We start from the raw sequence: 20,263 nt of genomic DNA, 5'->3' as shown, positions 1-20,263 counted from the left end.
AAGCCCCGAAATCGCGCGGCGAAGCCCTGTCGCGGCGAGCCTCGGCGCGATTCGCGCCAATCCGGCGCATGCATGGCACGGAAGCTGCTTTATAGGATTCGGTCCAATCGGGGCACGCTGCGCGAAAGCCTGGCCCCGAGCAGCTCGATAAACGAGGCGGTCCCAGTCCGCCGGTATTGTTCAATCAGGAGAAGAGGTTATGAGTAAAACCGTCGCCGACGTCATGCAGCTCGTGAAGGACGAGGACGTCAAGTTTGTCGATTTCCGCTTCACGGACACGCGCGGCAAGGAACAGCACGTGTCGGTGCCGGTTTCGGCATTTGACGAAGACAAGTTCGAAAGCGGCCATGCGTTCGACGGCTCGTCGATTGCGGGCTGGAAGGGTATCGAAGCGTCGGACATGCTGCTCATGCCGGACCCGAACGCGGCGTTCGTCGACCCGTTCTATGAAGAGTCGACCCTCGTGCTGACCTGCGACGTGGTCGAGCCGGCCGACGGCAAGGGCTACGAGCGCGATCCGCGTTCGCTCGCGAAGCGCGGCGAAGCGTACCTGAAGAGCACGGGCATCGGCGACACCGCGTACTTCGGTCCGGAGCCGGAATTCTTCATTTTCGACTCGGTCCAGTGGAACACGGACATGTCGGGCTGCTTCGTGAAGATCAACTCGGAAGAAGCACCGTGGTCGTCGGGCAAGGAATTCGAAGGCGGCAACACGGGCCACCGTCCGGGCACGAAGGGCGGCTACTTCCCGGTCGCACCGGTCGACACGTTCCAGGACATGCGTTCGGAAATGTGCCTGCTGCTCGAACAGCTCGGCATCCCGGTCGAAGTGCACCACCACGAAGTGGCGGGCCAGGGCCAGAACGAAATCGGCACGAAGTTCTCGACGCTCGTCGAGCGCGCCGACTGGACGCAATGGTCGAAGTACATCATCCACAACGTCGCGCACTCGTACGGCAAGACGGCAACGTTCATGCCGAAGCCGGTCGTTGGCGACAACGGTTCGGGCATGCACGTCCACCAGTCGATCTGGAAGGACGGCCAGAACCTGTTCGCGGGTAACGGCTATGCGGGCCTGTCGGAACTGGCGCTGTTCTACATCGGCGGCATCATCAAGCACGCCCGTGCGCTGAACGCGATCACGAACCCGACGACGAACTCGTACAAGCGTCTGGTTCCGCACTTCGAGGCACCGGTCAAGCTCGCTTACTCGGCGCGCAACCGTTCGGCATCGATCCGCATTCCGCACGTGTCGAACCCGAAGGGCCGCCGTATCGAAACGCGCTTCCCGGACCCGATGGCGAACCCGTACCTGTGCTTCACGGCGCTGATGATGGCCGGTCTCGACGGGATCCAGAACAAGATCCATCCGGGCGAAGCAGCCGACAAGAACCTGTACGACCTGCCGCCGGAAGAGGATGCAAAGATTCCGACCGTCTGCGCGGGCCTCGACCAGGCACTCGACGCACTCGACAAGGATCGCGAGTTCCTGACGCGCGGTGGCGTGTTCACGGACGGCATGCTCGATGCGTACCTCGCGCTGAAGGAGCAGGAACTGGCGAAGTTCCGCATGACGACGCATCCGATCGAGTTCGAGATGTACTACTCGCTGTAAGCGGCGATGGCGCTTCGACGCTACAGCGGGCGAAGCGCCGCCACGCCGGTACGCTTGCGCCGCGCAACTCCCGGCGCAAGCAACGGAGTCTGAAAAGGGGACGGCACCCAGCCGTCCCTTTTTTGTTCCGCGGAATTTTCACTTTTGCCACATTCTGGGCGCGACTAGACGCAAGATGGTTCTGAAGAATCTGATCAAGGCGAGAACGGGGCAGCCGGAGCGTCTGACGGACGACGACCGGCTCGCGCGCTCGGGGCTGCTCGCGGGGCTCGAGGCGTTGCCGACGGTCGTGCTGGTGCTCGACCGCAAGACGCTGAAGATCGCGTTCGCGAATCCGTCCGCGGAGGCGATGCTCGACATCTCGCGCCGGCAGCTCGCGCAGCGGCCGTGGGGCGAGATCTTCCCGAACGCGAACGAGCTCGCGTCGACGATCACCGCGATCGGCGAAGAGCGCTTTCATGCGACGCATCTCGACACGGTGCTCGACCGGCCGGGCCGCGAGCCGCTGCATGTGCATGCGATCGTCGGTTTTCTCGAGAGCGCGCACGACTTCGTGCTCGTCGAACTGTTCGAGAACGAGCGCCAGTCGCGCACCGACCGCGAGGAGCGGATCCACGACCTGACCGCGGTCAACAAGCAGTTGATCCGCAATCTCGCGCACGAAATCAAGAACCCGCTCGGCGGGATCCGCGGCGCCGCGCAGTTGCTCGAATTCGAACTCGGCGAGCGCGAGCGCGGCGAGCTGCGCGAATACACGCAGGTGATCATCAAGGAGTCCGATCGCCTGCAGACGCTCGTCGACCGGTTGCTGGAGCCGCACCGGCATCCGCACATCGTCGGCGACGTGAACATCCATGAAGTGTGCGAGCGCGTGCGCGCGGTGATGCTCGCGGAGTTTCCGCGCGGGCTGTCGATCGAGCGCGACTACGACGTCAGCGTGCCCGACCTGCGCGGTGACAAGGAGCAGCTGATCCAGGCGCTGCTGAACATCGTGCGCAACGCGGCGCAGGCGCTGCGCGAGCGGATCGCGCAGGGCGATGCGCGCATCGAGTTGCGCACGCGGGTCGCGCGCAAGATCACGATCGCGAAGCGCCTGTACAAGCTGGCACTGGACTTGCACGTGATCGACAACGGGCCCGGCATTCCGGAAGAGATCCGCGACCGGATCTTCTATCCGCTCGTGTCCGGGCGCGAGGACGGCAGCGGCCTCGGCCTCACGCTCGCGCAGACGTTCGTGCAGCAGCACGACGGGATGATCGAGGTCGAAAGCCGGCCCGGCCGCACCGAATTTCAGATTCTGCTGCCGCTCGACCATTGAGCGGCGACTCGCGATACACCACGATATCTGACCGACCTATGAAGCCGATCTGGATAGTAGACGACGACCAATCGATCCGCTGGGTGCTTGAAAAAGCGCTCGCCCGCGACAGCTTCGCGACGAAGAGCTTCTCGAACGTGCGCGATGCGCTCAGCGCACTCGATCACGAGACGCCGCAGGTGCTCGTGTCCGACATCCGGATGCCGGGCGGCTCGGGCCTCGAGCTGCTGCAGGCGATGCACGAGCGGATGCCGGGCCTGCCCGTGATCATCATGACCGCGTTCTCCGATCTCGACAGCGCCGTCGCGGCGTTCCAGGGCGGCGCGTTCGAATATCTCGCGAAGCCGTTCGACGTCGACAAGGCGGTCGAGCTGATCCGCCGTGCGGTGGAGGAGAGCCTGCGCAGCGGCGCGCCGCAGGACGACCGCGTCGCCGAAGCGCCCGAGATGCTCGGTCAGGCGCCCGCGATGCAGGACATGTTCCGCGCGATCGGCCGCCTGTCGCATTCGGCCGCGACCGTGCTGATCACCGGCGAATCGGGCACCGGCAAGGAACTCGTCGCGCGCGCGCTGCACCGTCACAGCCCGCGTGCGAACGGGCCGTTCATCGCGCTGAACACCGCGGCGATCCCGAAGGACCTGCTGGAGTCCGAACTGTTCGGCCACGAGCGCGGCGCGTTCACCGGCGCGCAGACGACCCGCCAGGGCCGCTTCGAGCAGGCCGAGAACGGCACGCTGTTCCTCGACGAAATCGGCGACATGCCGTTCGATCTGCAGACGCGGCTGTTGCGCGTGCTGTCGGACGGCCAGTTCTATCGCGTCGGCGGCCACAGCCCGCTGCGCGCGAACGTGCGCGTGATTGCCGCGACGCACCAGAACCTCGAATCGCGCGTGCGGCAGGGGCTGTTCCGCGAGGACCTGTATCACCGGCTGAACGTGATCCGGCTGCGCCTGCCGCCGCTGCGCGAGCGCAGCGAAGACATTGCGCTGCTCACGCGCCACTTCCTGCAGAAGAGCGCGCGCGATCTCGGCGTCGAGCCGAAGCGCGTGTCGGACGAAGCGCTCGCGTACCTGAGCTCGCTGCAGTTTCCCGGCAACGTGCGGCAGCTCGAGAACCTCGCGAACTGGCTGACCGTGATGGCGCCCGCGCAGACGGTCGAGGTCAAGGACCTGCCGCCCGATCTCGTGCCGTCCGGCGCGGCGGTCGCGGCTACCGGCGACAGCGCCGATGCGCATGCGGCGGGCGGCGAGCCGGCGGTGCCGCCGCCGGCCGCGGTCGGGGCAGTCGGCGCACCCGTTGCGGCCACGCCAGGCAGCGGCCCGGCCGGCTATCCGATGTGGGAGCACGGGTTGCGCACCGAAGTCGCGCGTTTGCTGCGCGAGAACTCGGCGGACGTGATGGACGAGCTCGCGCGCCGCTTCGAGGCCGCGGTAATCCGCGAGGCGCTCGATTTCACGCGCGGCCGCAAGGTCGAGGCGGCGGAGCGGCTCGGCATCGGCCGCAACACGATCACGCGCAAGATCCAGGAACTGCATCTGGAGCCGTGAGCACGCAGTGCGGCATGCGCGCGCGCCGCGCATGCCGCGATCGGACATAATCGCGGTTTGACCGCAGTTTGCCATTGCGCCGATCCGCCATGTCCGATTCCTTCCGCTGGCCCGCCGGGGCCGATCCGTTCCGTTTTCTCGAAGCGCTCGACAGTGCGCGCGCCCGCGCGTGGGTCGACGAGCAGAATGCGCGCACGCGCGTCGCGCTGCGCGACGACGACGCGTATCGCGCGCTCGTGGCGCGCCTCGCACAGGCCTATTTGCCGCGCGAGCGCCCGGTGATTCCGACCCGCTGGCGCGACTGGGCGTACGACCTGTGGCAGGACGACCTGCATCCGAAGGGACTGTGGCGCCGCGCGCGCTGGGACGACTGGCGCGCGGGCCGGCCAGCGTGGGAAACGCTGCTCGACGTCGACGCGCTCGGCGCGCAAGAGGGCGAGTCGTGGGTGTTCGAGCAGGATGCGATCCTGTATCCGGACGGCGATCGCGCGCTGCTGTCGCTGTCGCCGGGTGGCGCCGATGCGGTGGTCGTGCGCGAGTTCGATCTCGTGCAGCGCCGCTTCGTCGACGCGGGTTTCACGATCGACGCGCCGGGCCATCACACGATCGGCTGGATCGATCGCGATACTGTCTACGTGAGCTGGGATCGCGGCGAAGCGCATTCGACCGCGGCCGGCTATCCGTACGACGTGCGGCGCTGGGTGCGCGGCACGCCGCTCGCCGACGCGCCCGTCGTGTTTCGCGGCGAGCCCGACGACATCAGCGCGGGCGCGTGGTTCGATCCGATCGACGGCCGCCACGTCGCGTGGCGCAGCGTCGATTTCTTCGATGCGCATGCGTACCGGCTGACGGAGGCGGGCGAGTGGGCGCGCTACGACGCGCCCACGCACGTCGAGATCGGCTTCTGGGAGGGCTGGCTCGTGCTGGAGCCGCGGCTCGACTGGGACTGCGGCGGCGTGCGCCACGCGGGCGGCTCGCTGCTCGCGATCCGCGAGCACGCGTTTCTGGCCGGCTCGCGCGACTTCACGACACTGTTCGAACCGGGGCCGTCGACGTCCGCGTGCACGTGGACGCATACGCGCCATACGCTGATCGCGAGCTGGCTCGACGACGTGCACAACCGCACGATGCTGTGGCAGCCGCGCCAGGCGGCCGACGGCGCGTGGACCTGGGACGCGCGGCCGTTCGACTGGCCGGGCGACGCGCAGATCGACGTCGAGCCCGTCGAGTCGACGCTGAACGACGACGTTTACGTGGACGTCGACACCTATCTCGATCCGCCCGAATGCTGGCTGGCCGATCTTGCCGATCGTGCGACCGATGCTGCGTCGCGCCGCGTGCTGCTCGACCGGCCGCCGGTGCAGTTCGACGCGGCCGGGCTCGTCGTGCGCCGCGCGAGCGCGCGCTCGCGCGACGGCACGGTGGTGCCGTACACGCTGATCGGGCCGCGTGAAGTGCTCGACGGCAATGTACTCGACGGCGATGTGCCCGACGGCGCCGCACGCGTCGCGCGGCCGTGCCTGCTGTCCGGTTACGGGGGCTTCGCGTTACCGAACCTGCCCGGCTACAGCGACGCGCTCGGCATCGGGTGGCTCGAGCGCGGCGGCGTCGCGGCGTTCGCACATATCCGCGGCGGCGGCGAGTTCGGGCCGCGCTGGCATGTCGACGCGCAACGCGAACACCGGCAGCGTTCGTTCGACGACTTCATCGCGGTGGCCGAGGATCTGATCGGAACGGGCGTGACGACGGCCGCGCAACTCGGCATCGAGGGCGGCAGCAACGGCGGGTTGCTGGTGGCCGCGTGCATGGTGCAGCGGCCAGAGCTGTTCGGTGCGGTGCTCTGCCGGGTGCCGCTGCTCGACATGCGACGCTATCCGAAGCTGCACGCGGGCGCCGCATGGCTGGACGAGTACGGCGACCCCGACGACCCGCGCGAGGGCGCGGCGCTGGCCGCGTATTCGCCGTATCACCGCGTGCGCGAGGGCGTCACGTATCCGCCGCTGCTACTGACGACGTCGACGCGCGACGATCGGGTGCATCCCGCGCATGCGCGCAAGATGGCCGCGCGCATGCACGCGCTCGGTCACGATCGGGTGTGGTACTGGGAGAACACCGACGGCGGCCACGGCAGCGCCGACGATCTGGAGCGTGCCGAATCCGACGCGGCCGAATTCGGTTTCCTGTGGGCCCATCTCGGGCCTGCGCCCGTGCGTCGCTGACTGCGTGTCTAACCGCGCGCCACTAACCGCGCGCGGTCAGCGTGCTCAGCCGACGACCGCGACGACCGGCGTATGGTCGGACGGCTGTTCCCACGTGCGCGGCGTGCGGTCGACTTCGCACGACGTGCAGGTTTCGGCGAGCGGCGCCGACAGCAGGATGTGGTCGATGCGCAGCCCCGCGTTGCGGCGGAACGCCATCATCCGGTAGTCCCACCACGTGAAGGTCTTCTCGGGCTGCTCGAAGCGGCGGAACGCGTCGACGAGCCCGAGTTCGACGAGGCCCGCGAAGTGCGCGCGTTCCTGCGGCGACACGAGATTCTGGCCTTCCCATTTCGCGGGATCGTGCACGTCGCGGTCATCCGGCGCGATGTTGTAGTCGCCGAGCAGCGCGAGCTTCGGGTAGCGCTGCAGTTCGCTGCGCAGCCACGCGTTCAGCGCGTCGAGCCACTGCAGCTTGTACACGAACTTGTCGGAGTCGGGCGCCTGGCCGTTCGGGAAATACGCGGAGATGATGCGCGCGCCGCCGATCGTCACCGCGACCACGCGCTGCTGCGGATCGTCGAAGCCGGGGATGTTGCGGGTCACGTCCGATTCGTCGAACGGCAGCGTATCGCGCGCGAGGATCGCGACGCCGTTGTAGGTCTTCTGGCCCGTGAACCAGCAGCGATAGCCGGCGGCCTCGAGATCGGCGCGCGGGAATTTGTCGTCCGGCAGCTTCAGCTCCTGCAGGCACAGCACGTCGGTGCCGCTTTGCGCGAGCCAGTCGAGTACGTGCTGCTTGCGGACGTTGAGCGAGTTGACGTTCCAGGTGGCAATCTTCATGGACGGGTGCGGTTGCGGCGTGTATTCGAAGGCCGCCATCTTACCGCGAGCGTGATGTGCGGTCGCGTGCGATGCGATGCATCGACGCCGTCGCTGTGATGCGGCTAGCGTGCGAGCAAGAAAGAAAAATGACAAAAGTGTTGACGTGGGTACCTACACACCCTATAATTTATTTCTCTGACGCGGGGTGGAGCAGTCTGGCAGCTCGTCGGGCTCATAACCCGAAGGTCGTAGGTTCAAATCCTACCCCCGCAACCAAGCACATCTGGCGATGTGCAGCGCAAGTGACCGATGCGCACCTCGCCAACAAGAACCCGGCTCAATGCCGGGTTTTTTGTTTTCTGCGCGTCCGATACGCGCGAGAGGGCATGTGTGGGTCTGCCTGTTCGCGTCAACCCGCCGCCCATTCCACCGCCGCCTTCGCATGCAGCGCGGTCGTATCGAACACCGGCAACGGCGAATCCTCCGCGCCGATCAGCAACGTGATTTCCGTGCAGCCGAGTATCACGCCCTGCGCACCGCGCTTCGCAAGTCCCTCGATGATCCGCACATACGTCGCGCGCGATTCCGTATCGACGACGCCATGACACAGCTCGTCGTAAATGATCCGATGCACGTCGGCGCGCTCGCGCTCGTCCGGCACGAGCACGTCGAGCCCGAACTTCTCGCGCAGCCTTTCCGCGTAGAACGGCAACTCCATCGTATAGCGCGTGCCGAGCAGGCCGACGTGTTCCACGCCCGCATTGCGCAGCGCTTCGCCCGTCGGGTCCGCGATGTGCAGGAACGGCACGGCGACCGCTGTCTCGATCGCGTCGTGCACGCGATGCATCGTGTTGGTCGTCAGCACGATCAGCTCCGCGCCCGCTGCTTCGAGTTGCCGCGCGGCGGTGGCCATGTGCGCACCGAGCTCGGGCCAGTCGTGCGCGCGCTGCAGCGCTTCGATCTCTGCGAAATCGACCGTCACCATCACGCTCTTCGCGTTGTGGTGCCCGCCATGCAGCGCCTTCGAATACCGGTTCAGCATCCGGTAGTATTCCGCCGACGATTCCCAGCTCATCCCGCCGATCAGTCCGATCGTCTTCATCCGCCATCTTCCCGTTGACCGTATTGCCGCGAGTATAGGCACGCGAGCGCGCGCCCGGCGGTACGCTTCGCGCAAAGCGGGCCGGTACGGCACAGTCGGTCAGCACGGCCGTGCATGGCAGCACGGGGCAGTTGAAACCGGCACTGTGTTTTTGTACAGTATCGGCACCGTGAGCCCGACCACCATTCCGCCAGCCGATACGACCACGCCACCACCGGGCGACGCGCCGCCGCGCGTGCGCAAGATCATCCACTGCGATTGCGATTGCTTCTACGCGTCGGTGGAAATGCGCGACGACCCGTCGCTGCGCGGGCGTCCGCTCGCGGTCGGCGGCCGCCCCGACCAGCGCGGCGTGATCGCGACCTGCAATTACGAGGCGCGGCGCTACGGCGTGCATTCGGCGATGTCGTCGGCGCTCGCGATGCGCAAGTGTCCCGATCTGCTGATCCTGCCGTCGTCGATGGACAAGTACCGCGCCGCGTCGCGACAGATCATGGCGATCTATCGCGACTACACGCCCGACGTCGAACCGCTGTCGCTCGACGAGGCGTACCTCGACGTCAGCCGCTCCGAACGGTGCCAGGGCAGCGCGACGCTGATCGCGCGCGAGATCCGCCAGCGGGTGTTCGAGACAGTCGGCGTCACGGTGTCGGCGGGCGTCGCGCCGAACAAGTTCATCGCGAAGATCGCATCGGACTGGAACAAGCCGGACGGCCTGTTCGTCGTGCGCCCGCACGAAGTCGACGCGTTCGTCGCGGCGCTGCCGGTGCGCAAGCTGCATGGTGTTGGCAAGGTGACGGCCGCGCGTCTCGACCGGCTCGGCATCCAGACCTGCGCGCAACTGCGCGACTGGTCGCTGATCGATCTGCACCGCGAATTCGGCGCGTTCGGGCGGCGTCTCTACGAGCTGTCGCGCGGCATCGACGAGCGGGGCGTGCAGGCCGACCAGGAGCGCAAGTCGGTCAGCGTCGAGACGACCTACGTGACCGACCTGACGACGCTCGACCAGTGCGCGGCCGAAATCCGCAAGCTGACCGTCCAGCTCGACGCACGAATCGCGCGCGCGGGCGCCGCGCGGTCGATCCGCAAGCTGTACGTGAAGATCCGCTTCGCCGATTTCCAGCGCACGACGGTCGAATGCGTCGCCGACGCGACGAACGCGGAAACGGCCGTCGCGCTGCTCGCGAAGGGCCTGATGCGGCGCGCGCAGCCCGTGCGATTGCTTGGTGTCGGCGTGCGCATCGACGAAGACACTGCCGAGCGGCACGGGCAGTTCGCGCTGTTCGAACCCGAACCGCCCGAACTATGAAAAAAGCCCGATCCCCACTCAGCGTAGTCCGCTGCGTGGGGATCGGGCTGGCCATCATGTCGTCTTCATCTCGTTAATGGCGCCGCAAATTGCGGCGCCGTCGTCATCGAGATGCGAAGCGGAAAGGGCGGAAAGGGCGCTCAGTGAGCGGGCGCCGCCATCCCGTTGTGGCGCAGCAGCGCGTCGATCTGCGGTTCGCGGCCGCGGAACGCCTTGAACGAATCCATCGCCGGGCGGCTGCCGCCGACCTCGAGGATCTCGCGGCGATAGCGCGTGCCGGTCGCCGCATCGAGCACGCTGCCGCCGGCTGCGGCGGCTTCCTCGAACGCCGCGTACGCATCCGCGGACAGCACTTCGGCCCACTTGTAGCTGTAGTAGCCGGCCGCGTAGCCGCCCGCGAAGATGTGGCTGAACGTGTTCGGCCAGCGCGAGAACGGCGCTTGCGGGATCACGTGGTAGCGCTCGTTGATCTCGCGTGCGAACGCGTTCACGCCCGTCGCGCCCGCCGGATCGAAATCGACGTGCAGCAGCATGTCGAACATCGAGAACACGATCTGCCGCAGCGTGCCGAGCCCGCTCTGGAAGTTCTTCGCGGCGATCATCTTGTCGAACAGCGCGCGCGGCAGCGTTGCGCCCGTGTCGACGTGCGACGACATCGACGACAGTACGTCCCACTCCCAGCAGAAGTTCTCCATGAACTGCGACGGCAGTTCGACCGCATCCCATTCGACGCCGTTGATGCCCGACACGCCGAGCTCGTCGACGCGCGTCAGCATGTGATGCAGGCCGTGGCCGAACTCGTGGAACAGCGTGATCACCTCGTCGTGCGTGAAGCACGCGGGCTTGCCGCCGACCGGCGCGGAGAAGTTGCAGGTCAGGTACGCGACCGGCGTCTGCACGCCGCTGCCGCGCTTCGCGCGCGAGCGCGCATCGTCCATCCACGCGCCGCCGCGCTTGCCTTCGCGCGCGTACAGGTCGAGATAGAACTGCGCGACGAGCGAACCGTCACGGTTCTCGACGCGGAAGAAGCGCACGTCCTTGTGCCAGACGGGCGCGTCGTCCGATTTGATCTGCACGCCGAACAGCGTTTCGGTGACGGTGAACAGGCCCTTCAGCACGGCCGGTTCCGGGAAGTACTGCTTGACCTCGTTTTCCGAGAACGCATAGCGCTGCTCGCGCAGCTTCTCGGCCGCATATGCGATGTCCCACGGCGCGAGTTCGGTCAGGCCGAGTTCCTTCGCGGCGAAGGCGCGCAGCTCGTCCCAGTCCTGGTCCGCATGCGGACGCGCGCGCGTCGCGAGATCCTCGAGGAATGCGACCACCTGTTGCGGCGATTCGGCCATCTTCGGCGCGAGCGACACTTCGGCGAAGTTGTGGTAGCCGAGCATCTGTGCTTCTTCACGGCGCAGCTTCAGTTCGTCGGCGACGATCGCCGTGTTGTCCCAGTCGGCATTGCCGCCGCCGTATTGCGGGCCGAGTTCGGATGCGCGCGTCGAGTATGCGCGATACAGTGTCTCGCGCATCGCGCGGTTGTCGGCGTACTGCAGCACCGGGAAATATGACGGGAAGTGCAGTGTGAATTTCCAGCCGTCCTTGCCGTCCTTGCCGTCCTTCTGCGCGGCTTCGCGAGCGGCCTCGATCGCATCGCCGGGCAGGCCGGCCAGTTCGGCTTCGTCGTTCGCAAAGTACGCGTATGCGTTGGTCGCGTCGAGCACGTGGTCGGAGAACGACTTCGACAGCGCGGCCTGCTGTTCCTGCAACTCGGCGAAGCGCGGCTTCTGGTCTTCCGGAAGCTCGGCGCCCGACAGGCGGAAGTCGCGCAGCGCGTTGTCGAGGATCTTCTTGCGCTCGACGGACAGCGTCGCGTATTCGGTGCTCGCGGCGATCGCCTTGTACTTCTCGTACAGCGCGAGGTTCTGGCCGACGCTCGACCAGAATTCGGTCACGCGCGGCAGGTTCTCGCCATAGGCGGCGCGCAGTTCCGGCGTGTCGGCGACCGCATTCAGGTGGCCGACGATGCCCCATGCGCGGCCGAGCGGCTCCGTTGCGCGCTCGACCGTCTCGACGACGTCCGCCCAGGTCGCCGGCGTCGCGGACGCGCTCGCGGCGTCGACCGCGCGATTGGCATCGTCGAGCAGCGTGTCGAGCGCGGGCGTGACGTGTTCCGGGCGGATCTCGCCGAAGCGGGGCAGGTCGGAGAAATCGAGGAGCGGATTGGTATTGGCGCTTGCGGACATAGGACTCCCTGTCTGTTGCCGGACGAACCGGGGTGATGAGGGTAGGGCGCGGCGGCGCCCGATAACGACATTATTGGGGCGCAACGCGCGCTTTCCAATCGTTAGTTTCTAACGGCGCGATTGGGGTGGGGTCGAACGGGGAGCCGGATGCGTGGCGGACGCGCTGCGGAAAGACGGCGGAGGGACAGCAGAAGCGCCGGCGCGCGGGCGCGCGCCGGCATTTGGCATCAGCCAGCGATCAGGCGGCCGCGGCGGCGCGCTCGGCGGCTTCGATCGTGTTGATCAGCAGCATCGTGATCGTCATCGGGCCGACGCCGCCCGGCACCGGCGTGATGTGGCCGGCCACTTCCTTCACGCCTGCGAAGTCGACGTCGCCGCACAGCTTGCCGGCGTCGTCGCGGTTCATGCCGACGTCGATCACGGTCGCGCCGGGCTTCACCATGTCGGCCGTCAGGATGTTGCGCTTGCCGACCGCGGCGACGACGATGTCGGCCTGTCTCGTGTGCGCGGCGAGGTCGCGCGTCTTGCTATGGCAGATGGTCACGGTTGCGCCCGCTTCGAGCAGCAGCATCGCCATCGGCTTGCCGACGATGTTCGAGCGGCCGATCACGACTGCGTTCGCGCCTTGCAGCGGGATGTCGTGTGCTTCGAACATCTTCATCACGCCATACGGCGTGCACGGGCGGAACAGCGGCTTGCCGGTCATCAGCGCACCCGCGTTCGCGATGTGGAAGCCGTCGACGTCCTTCTCCGGGGCGATCGCCTCGAGCACCTTGTGGCTGTCGATATGCTTCGGCAGCGGCAACTGCACGAGGATCCCGTGGATCTTCGGATCGCGGTTCAGTTCGTCGATGCGCGCGAGCAGGTCCGCCTCGGACAGCGTCGCCGGGTAGCGGTCCTTCAGCGAGAAGAAGCCGTTGTCCTCGCAGGCCTTGATCTTGTTGCGCACGTAGACTTCGCTGGCCGGATTCTCGCCGACGAGGATCACCGCGAGGCCGGGCTGGTGGCCACGCGCGGTCAGCGCGGCGGCGCGTTCGGCGGCCTGGGCGCGCAGGGTCTTCGAGAGGGCGTTGCCGTCGATGAGGAGGGCTGTCATGGTGGTGGGTTCTGCGGAAGTTGGAATGCGGGCGTGCGGCACGTCGGGTGCGCCGCAGCAAAGCACGGAATTATACCGTCCGCCTGCCATCGTCCGACAGCGAATGCGCGGGAAGCGTCATCGGCGGGCCGCCGGAGAGCAGTCACCGGCGGCCGGATCGTCGCAGCACGGAACATCTGCGTGCTCGAACGAGAAGTCGCCGCCCTGCGGCAGGGCCGCGTCGCGCAGGGCGGGGCGCGGGCCCGGCAGGCTCACCGGGCCGCGACGAAGCTTACGCCTGCTTCTTCGACAGCGCGAGGCGCAGCAGGTCTGCCACCGTGTTGACGTTGAGCTTTTCCATGATGTTCGCGCGGTGCGCCTCGACCGTCTTGATGCTGATGCCGAGATCGTCGGCGATCTGCTTGTTCAGGCGGCCGGCGATGATCCGCTCGAGCACCTGCTGCTCGCGCGCGGTCAGCTTCGACAGGCGCTCGCTCGCGGCGCGCTGTTCCTGGACGCTCTTGCTTTCGCTTCGGGCCTTGTCGAGCATCCGCTCGACGAGCTTGCGCAGTTCCGCCTCGTCGAACGGCTTCTCGATAAAGTCCATCGCACCCTTTTTCATCGTCGACACGGCCATCGGCACGTCGCCGTGGCCCGTCACGAAGATGATCGGCAGCGCGGCATTGTCGGCGATCAGGCGTTCCTGCAGCTCGAGGCCGCTCATCCCGGACATCCGCACGTCGAGGATCAGGCATGCGATCTGGCCGGCCTGCTGCGCCGGCTGATACGCATCGAGGAACTGCTCGGCGCTCGAGAAACATTGCACGCGATAGCCGTTCGCCTCCAGCAGCCAGCGCAGCGAGTCCCGTACGGCCTCGTCGTCGTCGACGACGAAGACGGTTTCCTGAGTGGTGGTGACAGGGCTATTCATAGTTCTCCCGTAACGGTATGTGATGCCGAAGCCTCGGACCCCCCTCGGCCGAGATCAGCGGGTTCCCCAATGGGCAGGCTGCAGTGGAACGTCGCGCCGGAGATGCGGCCATCCGTCTCGACGTTGTTCACCACCCACAGACGCCCGCGATGCGATTCGATGATCGAGCGGCAGATATTCAGCCCCATGCCCATGCCGTCGGACTTGGTGCTGTAGAACGGCTCGAACAGGCGCTCGGCGGTCGCTTCGTCGACGCCCGGCCCCTGATCGATCACGCGGATGTCGACGAAACCCGCCTCGATGTCGGCGATGACGCGGATCACGCCGTCGGCCGATGCCGGCTTCACGTCCGCCATCGCTTCGGCAGCGTTCTTCATCAGGTTCACGAGTACCTGCTCGATGAGCACGGGGTCGACATAAATAATAGGCATTCTTGCGAGGATTTCCGTGACGATCCGGATCCTGCGCTTCCTGGCCTCGATTTCGGCGAGTCCGACCGCGTCGGCGACGATGTCCGCGACGCGCGCCGGCTGGCGCTTCGGCTCGCTGCGCTTCACGAATTCGCGAATCCGCTTGACGATCATCCCCGCGCGCAGCGCCTGCTGCGCGGTCTTCTCGAGCGCGGGCTGCAGCGTTTCGGGCGTCGAGCGGCCGCTCTTGACCATCGCGAGCGTGCCCGAGCAGTAGTTGTTGATCGCCGCGAGCGGCTGGTTCAGTTCGTGCGCAATCGACGACGCCATTTCACCCATCGTCATCAATCGGCTCGTGAACTGCAGCTTCTCTTCCTGCTGGTGCGCGAGCTCCTGCGCCTTCTTGCGGGTCGTGATGTCGGTCGCGATCTGCATCTGCGCGAGGTGGCCGTCGACCCACTGAATGTACTGGCGGCGCACCTCGAACCACTTCTGGATGCTCTCGACGTACACCTCCTGCGCGTCCGCGGTGCTGCCCGTCAGCGCGGCGGCCGGCAGGCCGGCGAACGTGTCGACCATGTCGATCGAGTCCGACGACGCCTGCGCGCGGTCGAAGCCGCCGCCGGACAGCTCGAGGTGGCCGTCCGGGCGGATCCCGAACAGGTGGCGGTAATAGCGGTTCGCAAACAGCAGCTCGGCCTCGTCGGCCGCGAGCACGGACACCGCCGCGTCGAGGCTTTCGAGCACCGTCGTGAAGCGTTCGTGCGCGGCGGCGAGTTCCTCGCGCGCGCGCTTCGGCTCGGTGATGTCGGTCATCGACGACATCCAGCCGGTCTGGCGGCCCGAGCTGTCGATCAGCGGCGACACGTACAGGCGCGCATGGAACAGCGTGCCGTTCTTGCGCCGCACGCGCAGCTCGAAGCCGGAGCTCGGCGCCTTGCCGCGCAGCGTCATGTCGAGCTGGCGCTGCATCTCGGGGTACGAATCGCGCGGCCAGTACGGGAACGGCGCAACCTTGCCGACGAGGTCGCTCTCGTCCCAGCCCGTCATCCGGCAGAACGCGGGGTTCACGTGCGTGATGCGGCCGTGCATGTCGAGCACGCGCATGCCGATTAGCACCGAGTTCTCCATCGCGCGGCGGAAGAACGCCTCCGCGTACAGCGCCTGCTGCGCCTCGAAGCGCTGGCGCGTGTGCTTCCACAGGCTCCAGAGGCTCCACAGCACGAAACACGACAGCCCCGCGACGAGCCAGACGAGCGTATTGTTGGTGAGGTTCGTGAGCTGCGGGAACGCGTACACGCGCACCGTAAGCCCCTGGCCGGGCGGGTCGAGCGGCAGGTCGTAGTGGGAGTCGCGCGGCAGGCGCGGGCGCGACGATGTGGACGACAGCTCGCGGTTGTTCGCGTCGGTGATCGAGATCTTGTATTTCGACGACAGCTCGGCCGGGATGTCGTGCTTCAGGATGCCTTCGACGGAGAACACGGCGGCGATCGAGCCGAGGTATTCGCGGTCGCCGCGCATCACGGGCGTCTGCAGCGTGATGTAGCCGTTGCCGAAGTCGTCGTAGATCAGCGGCGAGTAGGCCTGGCGGCGCGAATTGCGCGCGTCGTCGTAGGCGCCGCGCACCGCGTCCTGCATCTGCGCGTCATTCGGCTTCGCGAGCCGCTGGCCGAGCAGCGGCGGATGCACGGCCGGCCAGCGCTGCGTGCCGGGGGCCGTGTACCAGTTCAGGTAGAGGATCTCGGGATGCGTCTGCATCACGTCCGCAACCGCCATCTGGAACGCGTTCTGGTCGAGGCGACCGGACGCGAGGTCGCGCGACAGCGCCTGCAGCTGTTCCTGCGCGCCCGTCATCGACAGCCGGATCTGCTGCTGCGCCCACGCGACGTTGCGGAACAGCGTGTCTTCCTGCTGTTGCTGCTCGCGGCGGTTCAGGCTCCACAGAATGAGGCTCATCACCACGAGGAACACGAGGATCGACAGCAGCGGCGTCAGCAAATAGGAATTGGACCACCACGGTCCGTGGTGCCAACGGGACGGCTGCGACTCCGCCGGCGGGCCCGACGGTCGCGCCGAGCGTGCGAAAAGCCGATCGGTCAACATGGCAGGATTGTAGCGCAGCGCAATTGATGGAAAACCTATACCGGATATGTTGAACCGAAACGGATTTACCGCGCGGCGACGCGCCTGAATGCCCCGAAACAAGGGTGCAGCGCAGCAATATTCCGCATTACGAGAAAAGATCTCATAATTCGAAAATTTTGTTGCGCGCGGCCCGACGCGCTCATTACAATCCGCTGGAGCTTGCCCGCAGCCGGCCGCGCCGCGTCGTCTGCATCAAGAGCGATCCTCACATTTCCGGACCAGGAGACGAGAATGTCCGCTGTACCTAACGAAGTGATGAAGTATGTTGCCGCCGAGCGTGACGACGATCCGCAGGAAACCGTTGAATGGCTCGAGTCGCTCGACGGCGTGATCTCCTCCGTCGGCACTGGCCGGGCGCATTACCTGATCGAAAAGCAGATCGAATTCGCACGCACGCGCGGCGAGCATCTGCCGTTCTCCGCGAACACCCCGTACATCAACACGATTCCGGTCGAAGCCCAGGCGAAGATTCCGGGCGACCAGGAAATCGAGCACAAGATCCGCTCGTACACGCGCTGGAACGCACTGGCCATGGTGCTGCGTGCCGGCAAGGACACCAACGTCGGCGGCCACATCGCGTCGTTCGCATCGGCCGCGACGCTCTACGACGTCGGCTACAACCACTTCTGGCACGCGGCGTCCGACCAGCACGGCGGCGATCTCGTGTTCGTGCAGGGCCACTCGTCGCCGGGCGTGTACTCGCGCGCGTTCCTGCTCGGCCGCCTGAAGGAAGAGCAGCTCGACAACTTCCGCCAGGAAGTCGACGGCAACGGCATTTCGTCGTATCCGCACCCGTGGCTGATGCCGGATTTCTGGCAGTTCCCGACCGTGTCGATGGGCCTCGGCCCGATCATGGCGATCTACCAGGCACGCTTCATGAAGTACATCGAAGCGCGCGGCATCGCGAAGACGGCCGGCCGCAAGGTCTGGGCGTTCCTCGGCGATGGCGAGACCGACGAGCCGGAATCGCTCGGCGCGATCGGCATGGCGAGCCGCGAGAAGCTCGACAACCTCGTGTTCGTGATCAACTGCAACCTGCAGCGTCTCGACGGCCCGGTGCGCGGCAACGGCAAGATCATCCAGGAACTGGAATCGGAATTCCGCGGTGCCGGCTGGAACGTGATCAAGGTGATCTGGGGCAGCCGCTGGGATGCGCTGTTCGCGCGCGACAAAACGGGCGCGCTGATGCGCCGCATGATGGAAGTCGTCGACGGCGAGTACCAGACGTACAAGTCGGAATCGGGCGCGTTCGTCCGCGAGCACTTCTTCAACACGCCGGAACTGAAGGCGCTGGTCGCCGACTGGTCCGATGACGACATCTGGGCGCTGAACCGCGGCGGCCACGATCCGCACAAGATCTACGCGGCGTTCCACGAAGCCAGCAACACGAAGGGCGCGCCGACCGTCATCCTCGCGAAGACCATCAAGGGCTACGGGATGGGCGAGTCCGGTCAGGCGATGAACATCACGCACCAGCAGAAGAAGCTGCCGGTCGAGCAACTGAAGAAGTTCCGCGACCAGTTCCGCCTGCCGCTCACGGACGATCAGATCGCCGACGTGCCGTACCTCAAGTTCGAGGAAGGCTCGAAGGAGCTCGAGTACATGCGCAAGCAGCGCATGGACCTCGGCGGCTACCTGCCGCACCGTCGCGAGAAGGCGACGTCGCTGCCGGTGCCGGCGCTCGACGCGTTCGAGCCGCTGCTGAAGGGCACGGGCGAAGGCCGCGAGATCTCGACGACGATGGCGTTCGTGCGGATCCTGAACATCCTGCTGAAGGACAAGGCGCTCGGCAAGCGCGTGGTGCCGATCGTCCCGGACGAGTCGCGCACGTTCGGCATGGAAGGCCTGTTCCGCCAGATCGGCATCTGGAACCAGGAAGGCCAGAAGTACGTGCCGGAAGATTCCGACCAGCTGATGTTCTACAAGGAGTCGCAAACTGGCCAGATCCTGCAGGAAGGCATCAACGAAGCGGGCGGCATGTGCGACTGGATCGCGGCGGCGACGTCGTACTCGACGCACGGCGAGATCATGGTGCCGTTCTACATCTTCTATTCGATGTTCGGCTTCCAGCGGATCGGCGACCTCGCATGGGCCGCGGGCGACATGCGCTCGCGCGGCTTCCTGCTGGGCGGTACCGCGGGCCGCACGACGCTGAACGGCGAAGGCCTGCAGCACGAAGACGGCCACTCGTTGTTGTGGGCGGCCTCGGTGCCGAACTGCGTGAGCTACGACCCGACGTTCGGCTACGAACTCGCGGTGATCATCCAGGACGGCCTGCGCCGCATGGTGCAGGACCAGGAAGACGTGTACTACTACGTCACGGTGATGAACGAGAACTACGAGCACCCGGCGATTCCGCAGGGCGAGCACGTGGCGGCCGACATCATCAAGGGCATGTACGCGTTCAAGAAGGCCGACGCCGACAAGAAGGCGCCGCGCGTGCAGCTGCTCGGCGCGGGCACGATCTTCAACGAAGTGATCGCCGCTGCCGACCTGCTGAAGAACGACTGGGGCGTCGCCGCCGACCTGTGGAGCGTGCCGAGCTTTACCGAGCTCGCGCGTGAAGGCCACCAAGTCGAGCGCTGGAACCTGCTCCATCCGAGCGAGGAACGCCGCCTGTCGCACGTGCAGAAGTGCCTGAAGGACACGCAAGGCCCGGTCATCGCATCGACCGACTACGTGCGCGCGCTGGTCGACCAGATCCGCGGCCAGATCGATCGCCGCTTCGTCGTGCTGGGCACCGACGGCTTCGGCCGCTCGGACACCCGCGCGAAGCTGCGTCACTTCTTCGAGGTCGACCGCTACTGGGTCACGGTCGCGGCGCTCAATGCGCTCGCGGACGAGGGCACGATCGACCGCAAGGTCGTCGCCGACGCGATCGCGAAGTACAACCTCGATCCGTCCAAACCCAACCCGATGACGGTTTAACGCCCACGCGCCGTATGATGCCGCGCGCCGCTTCCGGGAGGAGCGCGCGCGGCTCTGGAGACACAAAAAGATGAGTCAAGCGATCGAAGTGAAGGTGCCGGATATCGGCGATTACAAGGACGTGCCCGTCATCGAAGTGCTCGTGAAGGCGGGCGATACGGTCGAGCCCGAGCAGTCGCTCGTCACGCTCGAATCGGACAAGGCGACGATGGACGTGCCGAGCCCGGCCGCCGGCGTCGTGAAGGAAATCAGGGTGAAGGTCGGCGACGCGGTGTCGGAAGGCTCGCTGATCATCCTGCTCGAAGGCGGCGCCGCGGCACAGCCGAACGGCGCGGCCGCGCCTGCTGTTGTCGCGCCTGCAGCCGCACCGGTGGCGGCACCGGCAGCAGCGCCGGCCGCAAGCGGCGGCACGCTCGAAGTGAAGGTGCCGGACATCGGCGACTACAAGGACGTGCCGGTGATCGAGATCGGCGTGAAGGTTGGCGACACGGTCGAGAAGGAACAGTCGCTCGTCACGCTCGAATCGGACAAGGCGACGATGGACGTGCCGAGCCCGGCCGCCGGCGTCGTGAAGGAAATCAAGGTCAAGGTTGGCGACGCAGTGTCTGAAGGCACGCTGATCG

Annotated in this window: 13 protein-coding genes, 1 tRNA gene and 1 pseudogene; 9 read left to right on the top strand and 6 right to left on the bottom strand. The window is 66.5% G+C overall.

Annotated features, from left to right (window positions below; all coding sequences use genetic code 11):
- Positions 1 to 199 precede the first annotated feature (199 nt).
- The 4 genes from glnA (at position 200) to G3N94_RS26235 (ending at position 6,699) form a co-directional block, all read left to right on the top strand.
- The gene (gene glnA / locus G3N94_RS26250; protein WP_205795449.1) at positions 200 to 1,615 is read left to right on the top strand and encodes a type I glutamate--ammonia ligase; all 1,416 of its coding nucleotides are present in this window, start codon (positions 200 to 202) and stop codon (positions 1,613 to 1,615) included.
- A 175-nt stretch (positions 1,616 to 1,790) separates the two neighbouring features.
- Positions 1,791 to 2,933, top strand: a complete 1,143-nt coding sequence (gene glnL / locus G3N94_RS26245) for a nitrogen regulation protein NR(II) (RefSeq protein WP_205795448.1) — start codon at positions 1,791 to 1,793, stop codon at positions 2,931 to 2,933.
- 38 nt (positions 2,934 to 2,971) lie between these two features.
- Positions 2,972 to 4,480 (top strand): nitrogen regulation protein NR(I), encoded by a 1,509-nt coding sequence (gene ntrC, locus G3N94_RS26240; protein ID WP_205795447.1) that lies wholly within the window; start codon positions 2,972 to 2,974, stop codon positions 4,478 to 4,480.
- A gap of 89 nt (positions 4,481 to 4,569) precedes the next feature.
- Complete coding sequence (locus G3N94_RS26235; protein WP_205795446.1) at positions 4,570 to 6,699, top strand: prolyl oligopeptidase family serine peptidase; 2,130 nt, start codon at positions 4,570 to 4,572, stop codon at positions 6,697 to 6,699.
- 45 nt (positions 6,700 to 6,744) lie between these two features.
- On the opposite strand, the gene xth is transcribed toward G3N94_RS26235, so the two are convergent.
- Positions 6,745 to 7,521, bottom strand: coding sequence for an exodeoxyribonuclease III (gene xth, locus G3N94_RS26230; protein ID WP_205795445.1), 777 nt, complete (start codon positions 7,519 to 7,521; stop codon positions 6,745 to 6,747).
- Between the two features lie 181 nt (positions 7,522 to 7,702).
- Here xth and G3N94_RS26225 point away from each other — a divergent pair.
- Positions 7,703 to 7,779, top strand: a tRNA-Met gene (locus G3N94_RS26225).
- 133 nt (positions 7,780 to 7,912) lie between these two features.
- On the opposite strand, the gene G3N94_RS26220 is transcribed toward G3N94_RS26225, so the two are convergent.
- A complete protein-coding gene (locus G3N94_RS26220; protein WP_205795444.1) occupies positions 7,913 to 8,605 on the bottom strand; it encodes an aspartate/glutamate racemase family protein in 693 nt (230 codons plus the stop codon).
- A 145-nt stretch (positions 8,606 to 8,750) separates the two neighbouring features.
- Here G3N94_RS26220 and dinB point away from each other — a divergent pair, with 145 nt between their 5' ends.
- Complete coding sequence (gene dinB / locus G3N94_RS26215) at positions 8,751 to 9,914, top strand: DNA polymerase IV (RefSeq protein WP_205795443.1); 1,164 nt, start codon at positions 8,751 to 8,753, stop codon at positions 9,912 to 9,914.
- A gap of 140 nt (positions 9,915 to 10,054) precedes the next feature.
- Here the strand turns inward: dinB and G3N94_RS26210 are convergent, their stop codons facing one another.
- The 4 genes from G3N94_RS26210 to fixL form a co-directional block, all read right to left on the bottom strand.
- Positions 10,055 to 12,151: a M3 family metallopeptidase gene (locus G3N94_RS26210; protein WP_205795442.1), complete on the bottom strand. Its 2,097-nt coding sequence runs from the start codon at positions 12,149 to 12,151 to the stop codon at positions 10,055 to 10,057.
- Between the two features lie 238 nt (positions 12,152 to 12,389).
- Entirely contained in the window at positions 12,390 to 13,247 is an 858-nt protein-coding gene (gene folD, locus G3N94_RS26205; RefSeq protein ID WP_205795441.1) for a bifunctional methylenetetrahydrofolate dehydrogenase/methenyltetrahydrofolate cyclohydrolase FolD, read from the bottom strand.
- 271 nt (positions 13,248 to 13,518) lie between these two features.
- On the bottom strand, positions 13,519 to 14,157 hold the full coding sequence (fixJ, locus tag G3N94_RS26200) for an oxygen response regulator transcription factor FixJ (RefSeq protein ID WP_006493245.1): 639 nt from the start codon (positions 14,155 to 14,157) through the stop codon (positions 13,519 to 13,521).
- Positions 14,154 to 16,670: an oxygen sensor histidine kinase FixL gene (gene fixL, locus G3N94_RS26195; RefSeq protein WP_205795440.1), complete on the bottom strand. Its 2,517-nt coding sequence runs from the start codon at positions 16,668 to 16,670 to the stop codon at positions 14,154 to 14,156. Before fixL ends, fixJ begins: the two co-directional genes overlap by 4 nt.
- Between fixL and G3N94_RS43270 the strand changes: the two are divergent.
- The 3 genes and pseudogenes from G3N94_RS43270 to G3N94_RS26185 all read left to right on the top strand — a co-directional run.
- Positions 16,590 to 16,807 (top strand): annotated as a pseudogene (locus G3N94_RS43270) (hypothetical protein); the annotation flags it as partial. The gene fixL and the pseudogene G3N94_RS43270 sit on opposite strands and share 81 nt — an antisense overlap.
- A gap of 136 nt (positions 16,808 to 16,943) precedes the next feature.
- Positions 16,944 to 19,640: a pyruvate dehydrogenase (acetyl-transferring), homodimeric type gene (gene aceE / locus G3N94_RS26190; RefSeq protein ID WP_205795439.1), complete on the top strand. Its 2,697-nt coding sequence runs from the start codon at positions 16,944 to 16,946 to the stop codon at positions 19,638 to 19,640.
- A gap of 70 nt (positions 19,641 to 19,710) precedes the next feature.
- On the top strand, positions 19,711 to 20,263 hold a 553-nt coding region (locus tag G3N94_RS26185), incomplete at its 3' end, for a biotin/lipoyl-containing protein (protein WP_346778733.1).

Source organism: Burkholderia sp. Ac-20353 (assembly GCF_017104785.1).
Taxonomy (GTDB): Bacteria; Pseudomonadota; Gammaproteobacteria; order Burkholderiales; family Burkholderiaceae; genus Burkholderia.
Note: the sequence above shows the minus strand (reverse complement) of the source record. Positions and strands in the feature narration are given on the sequence as shown.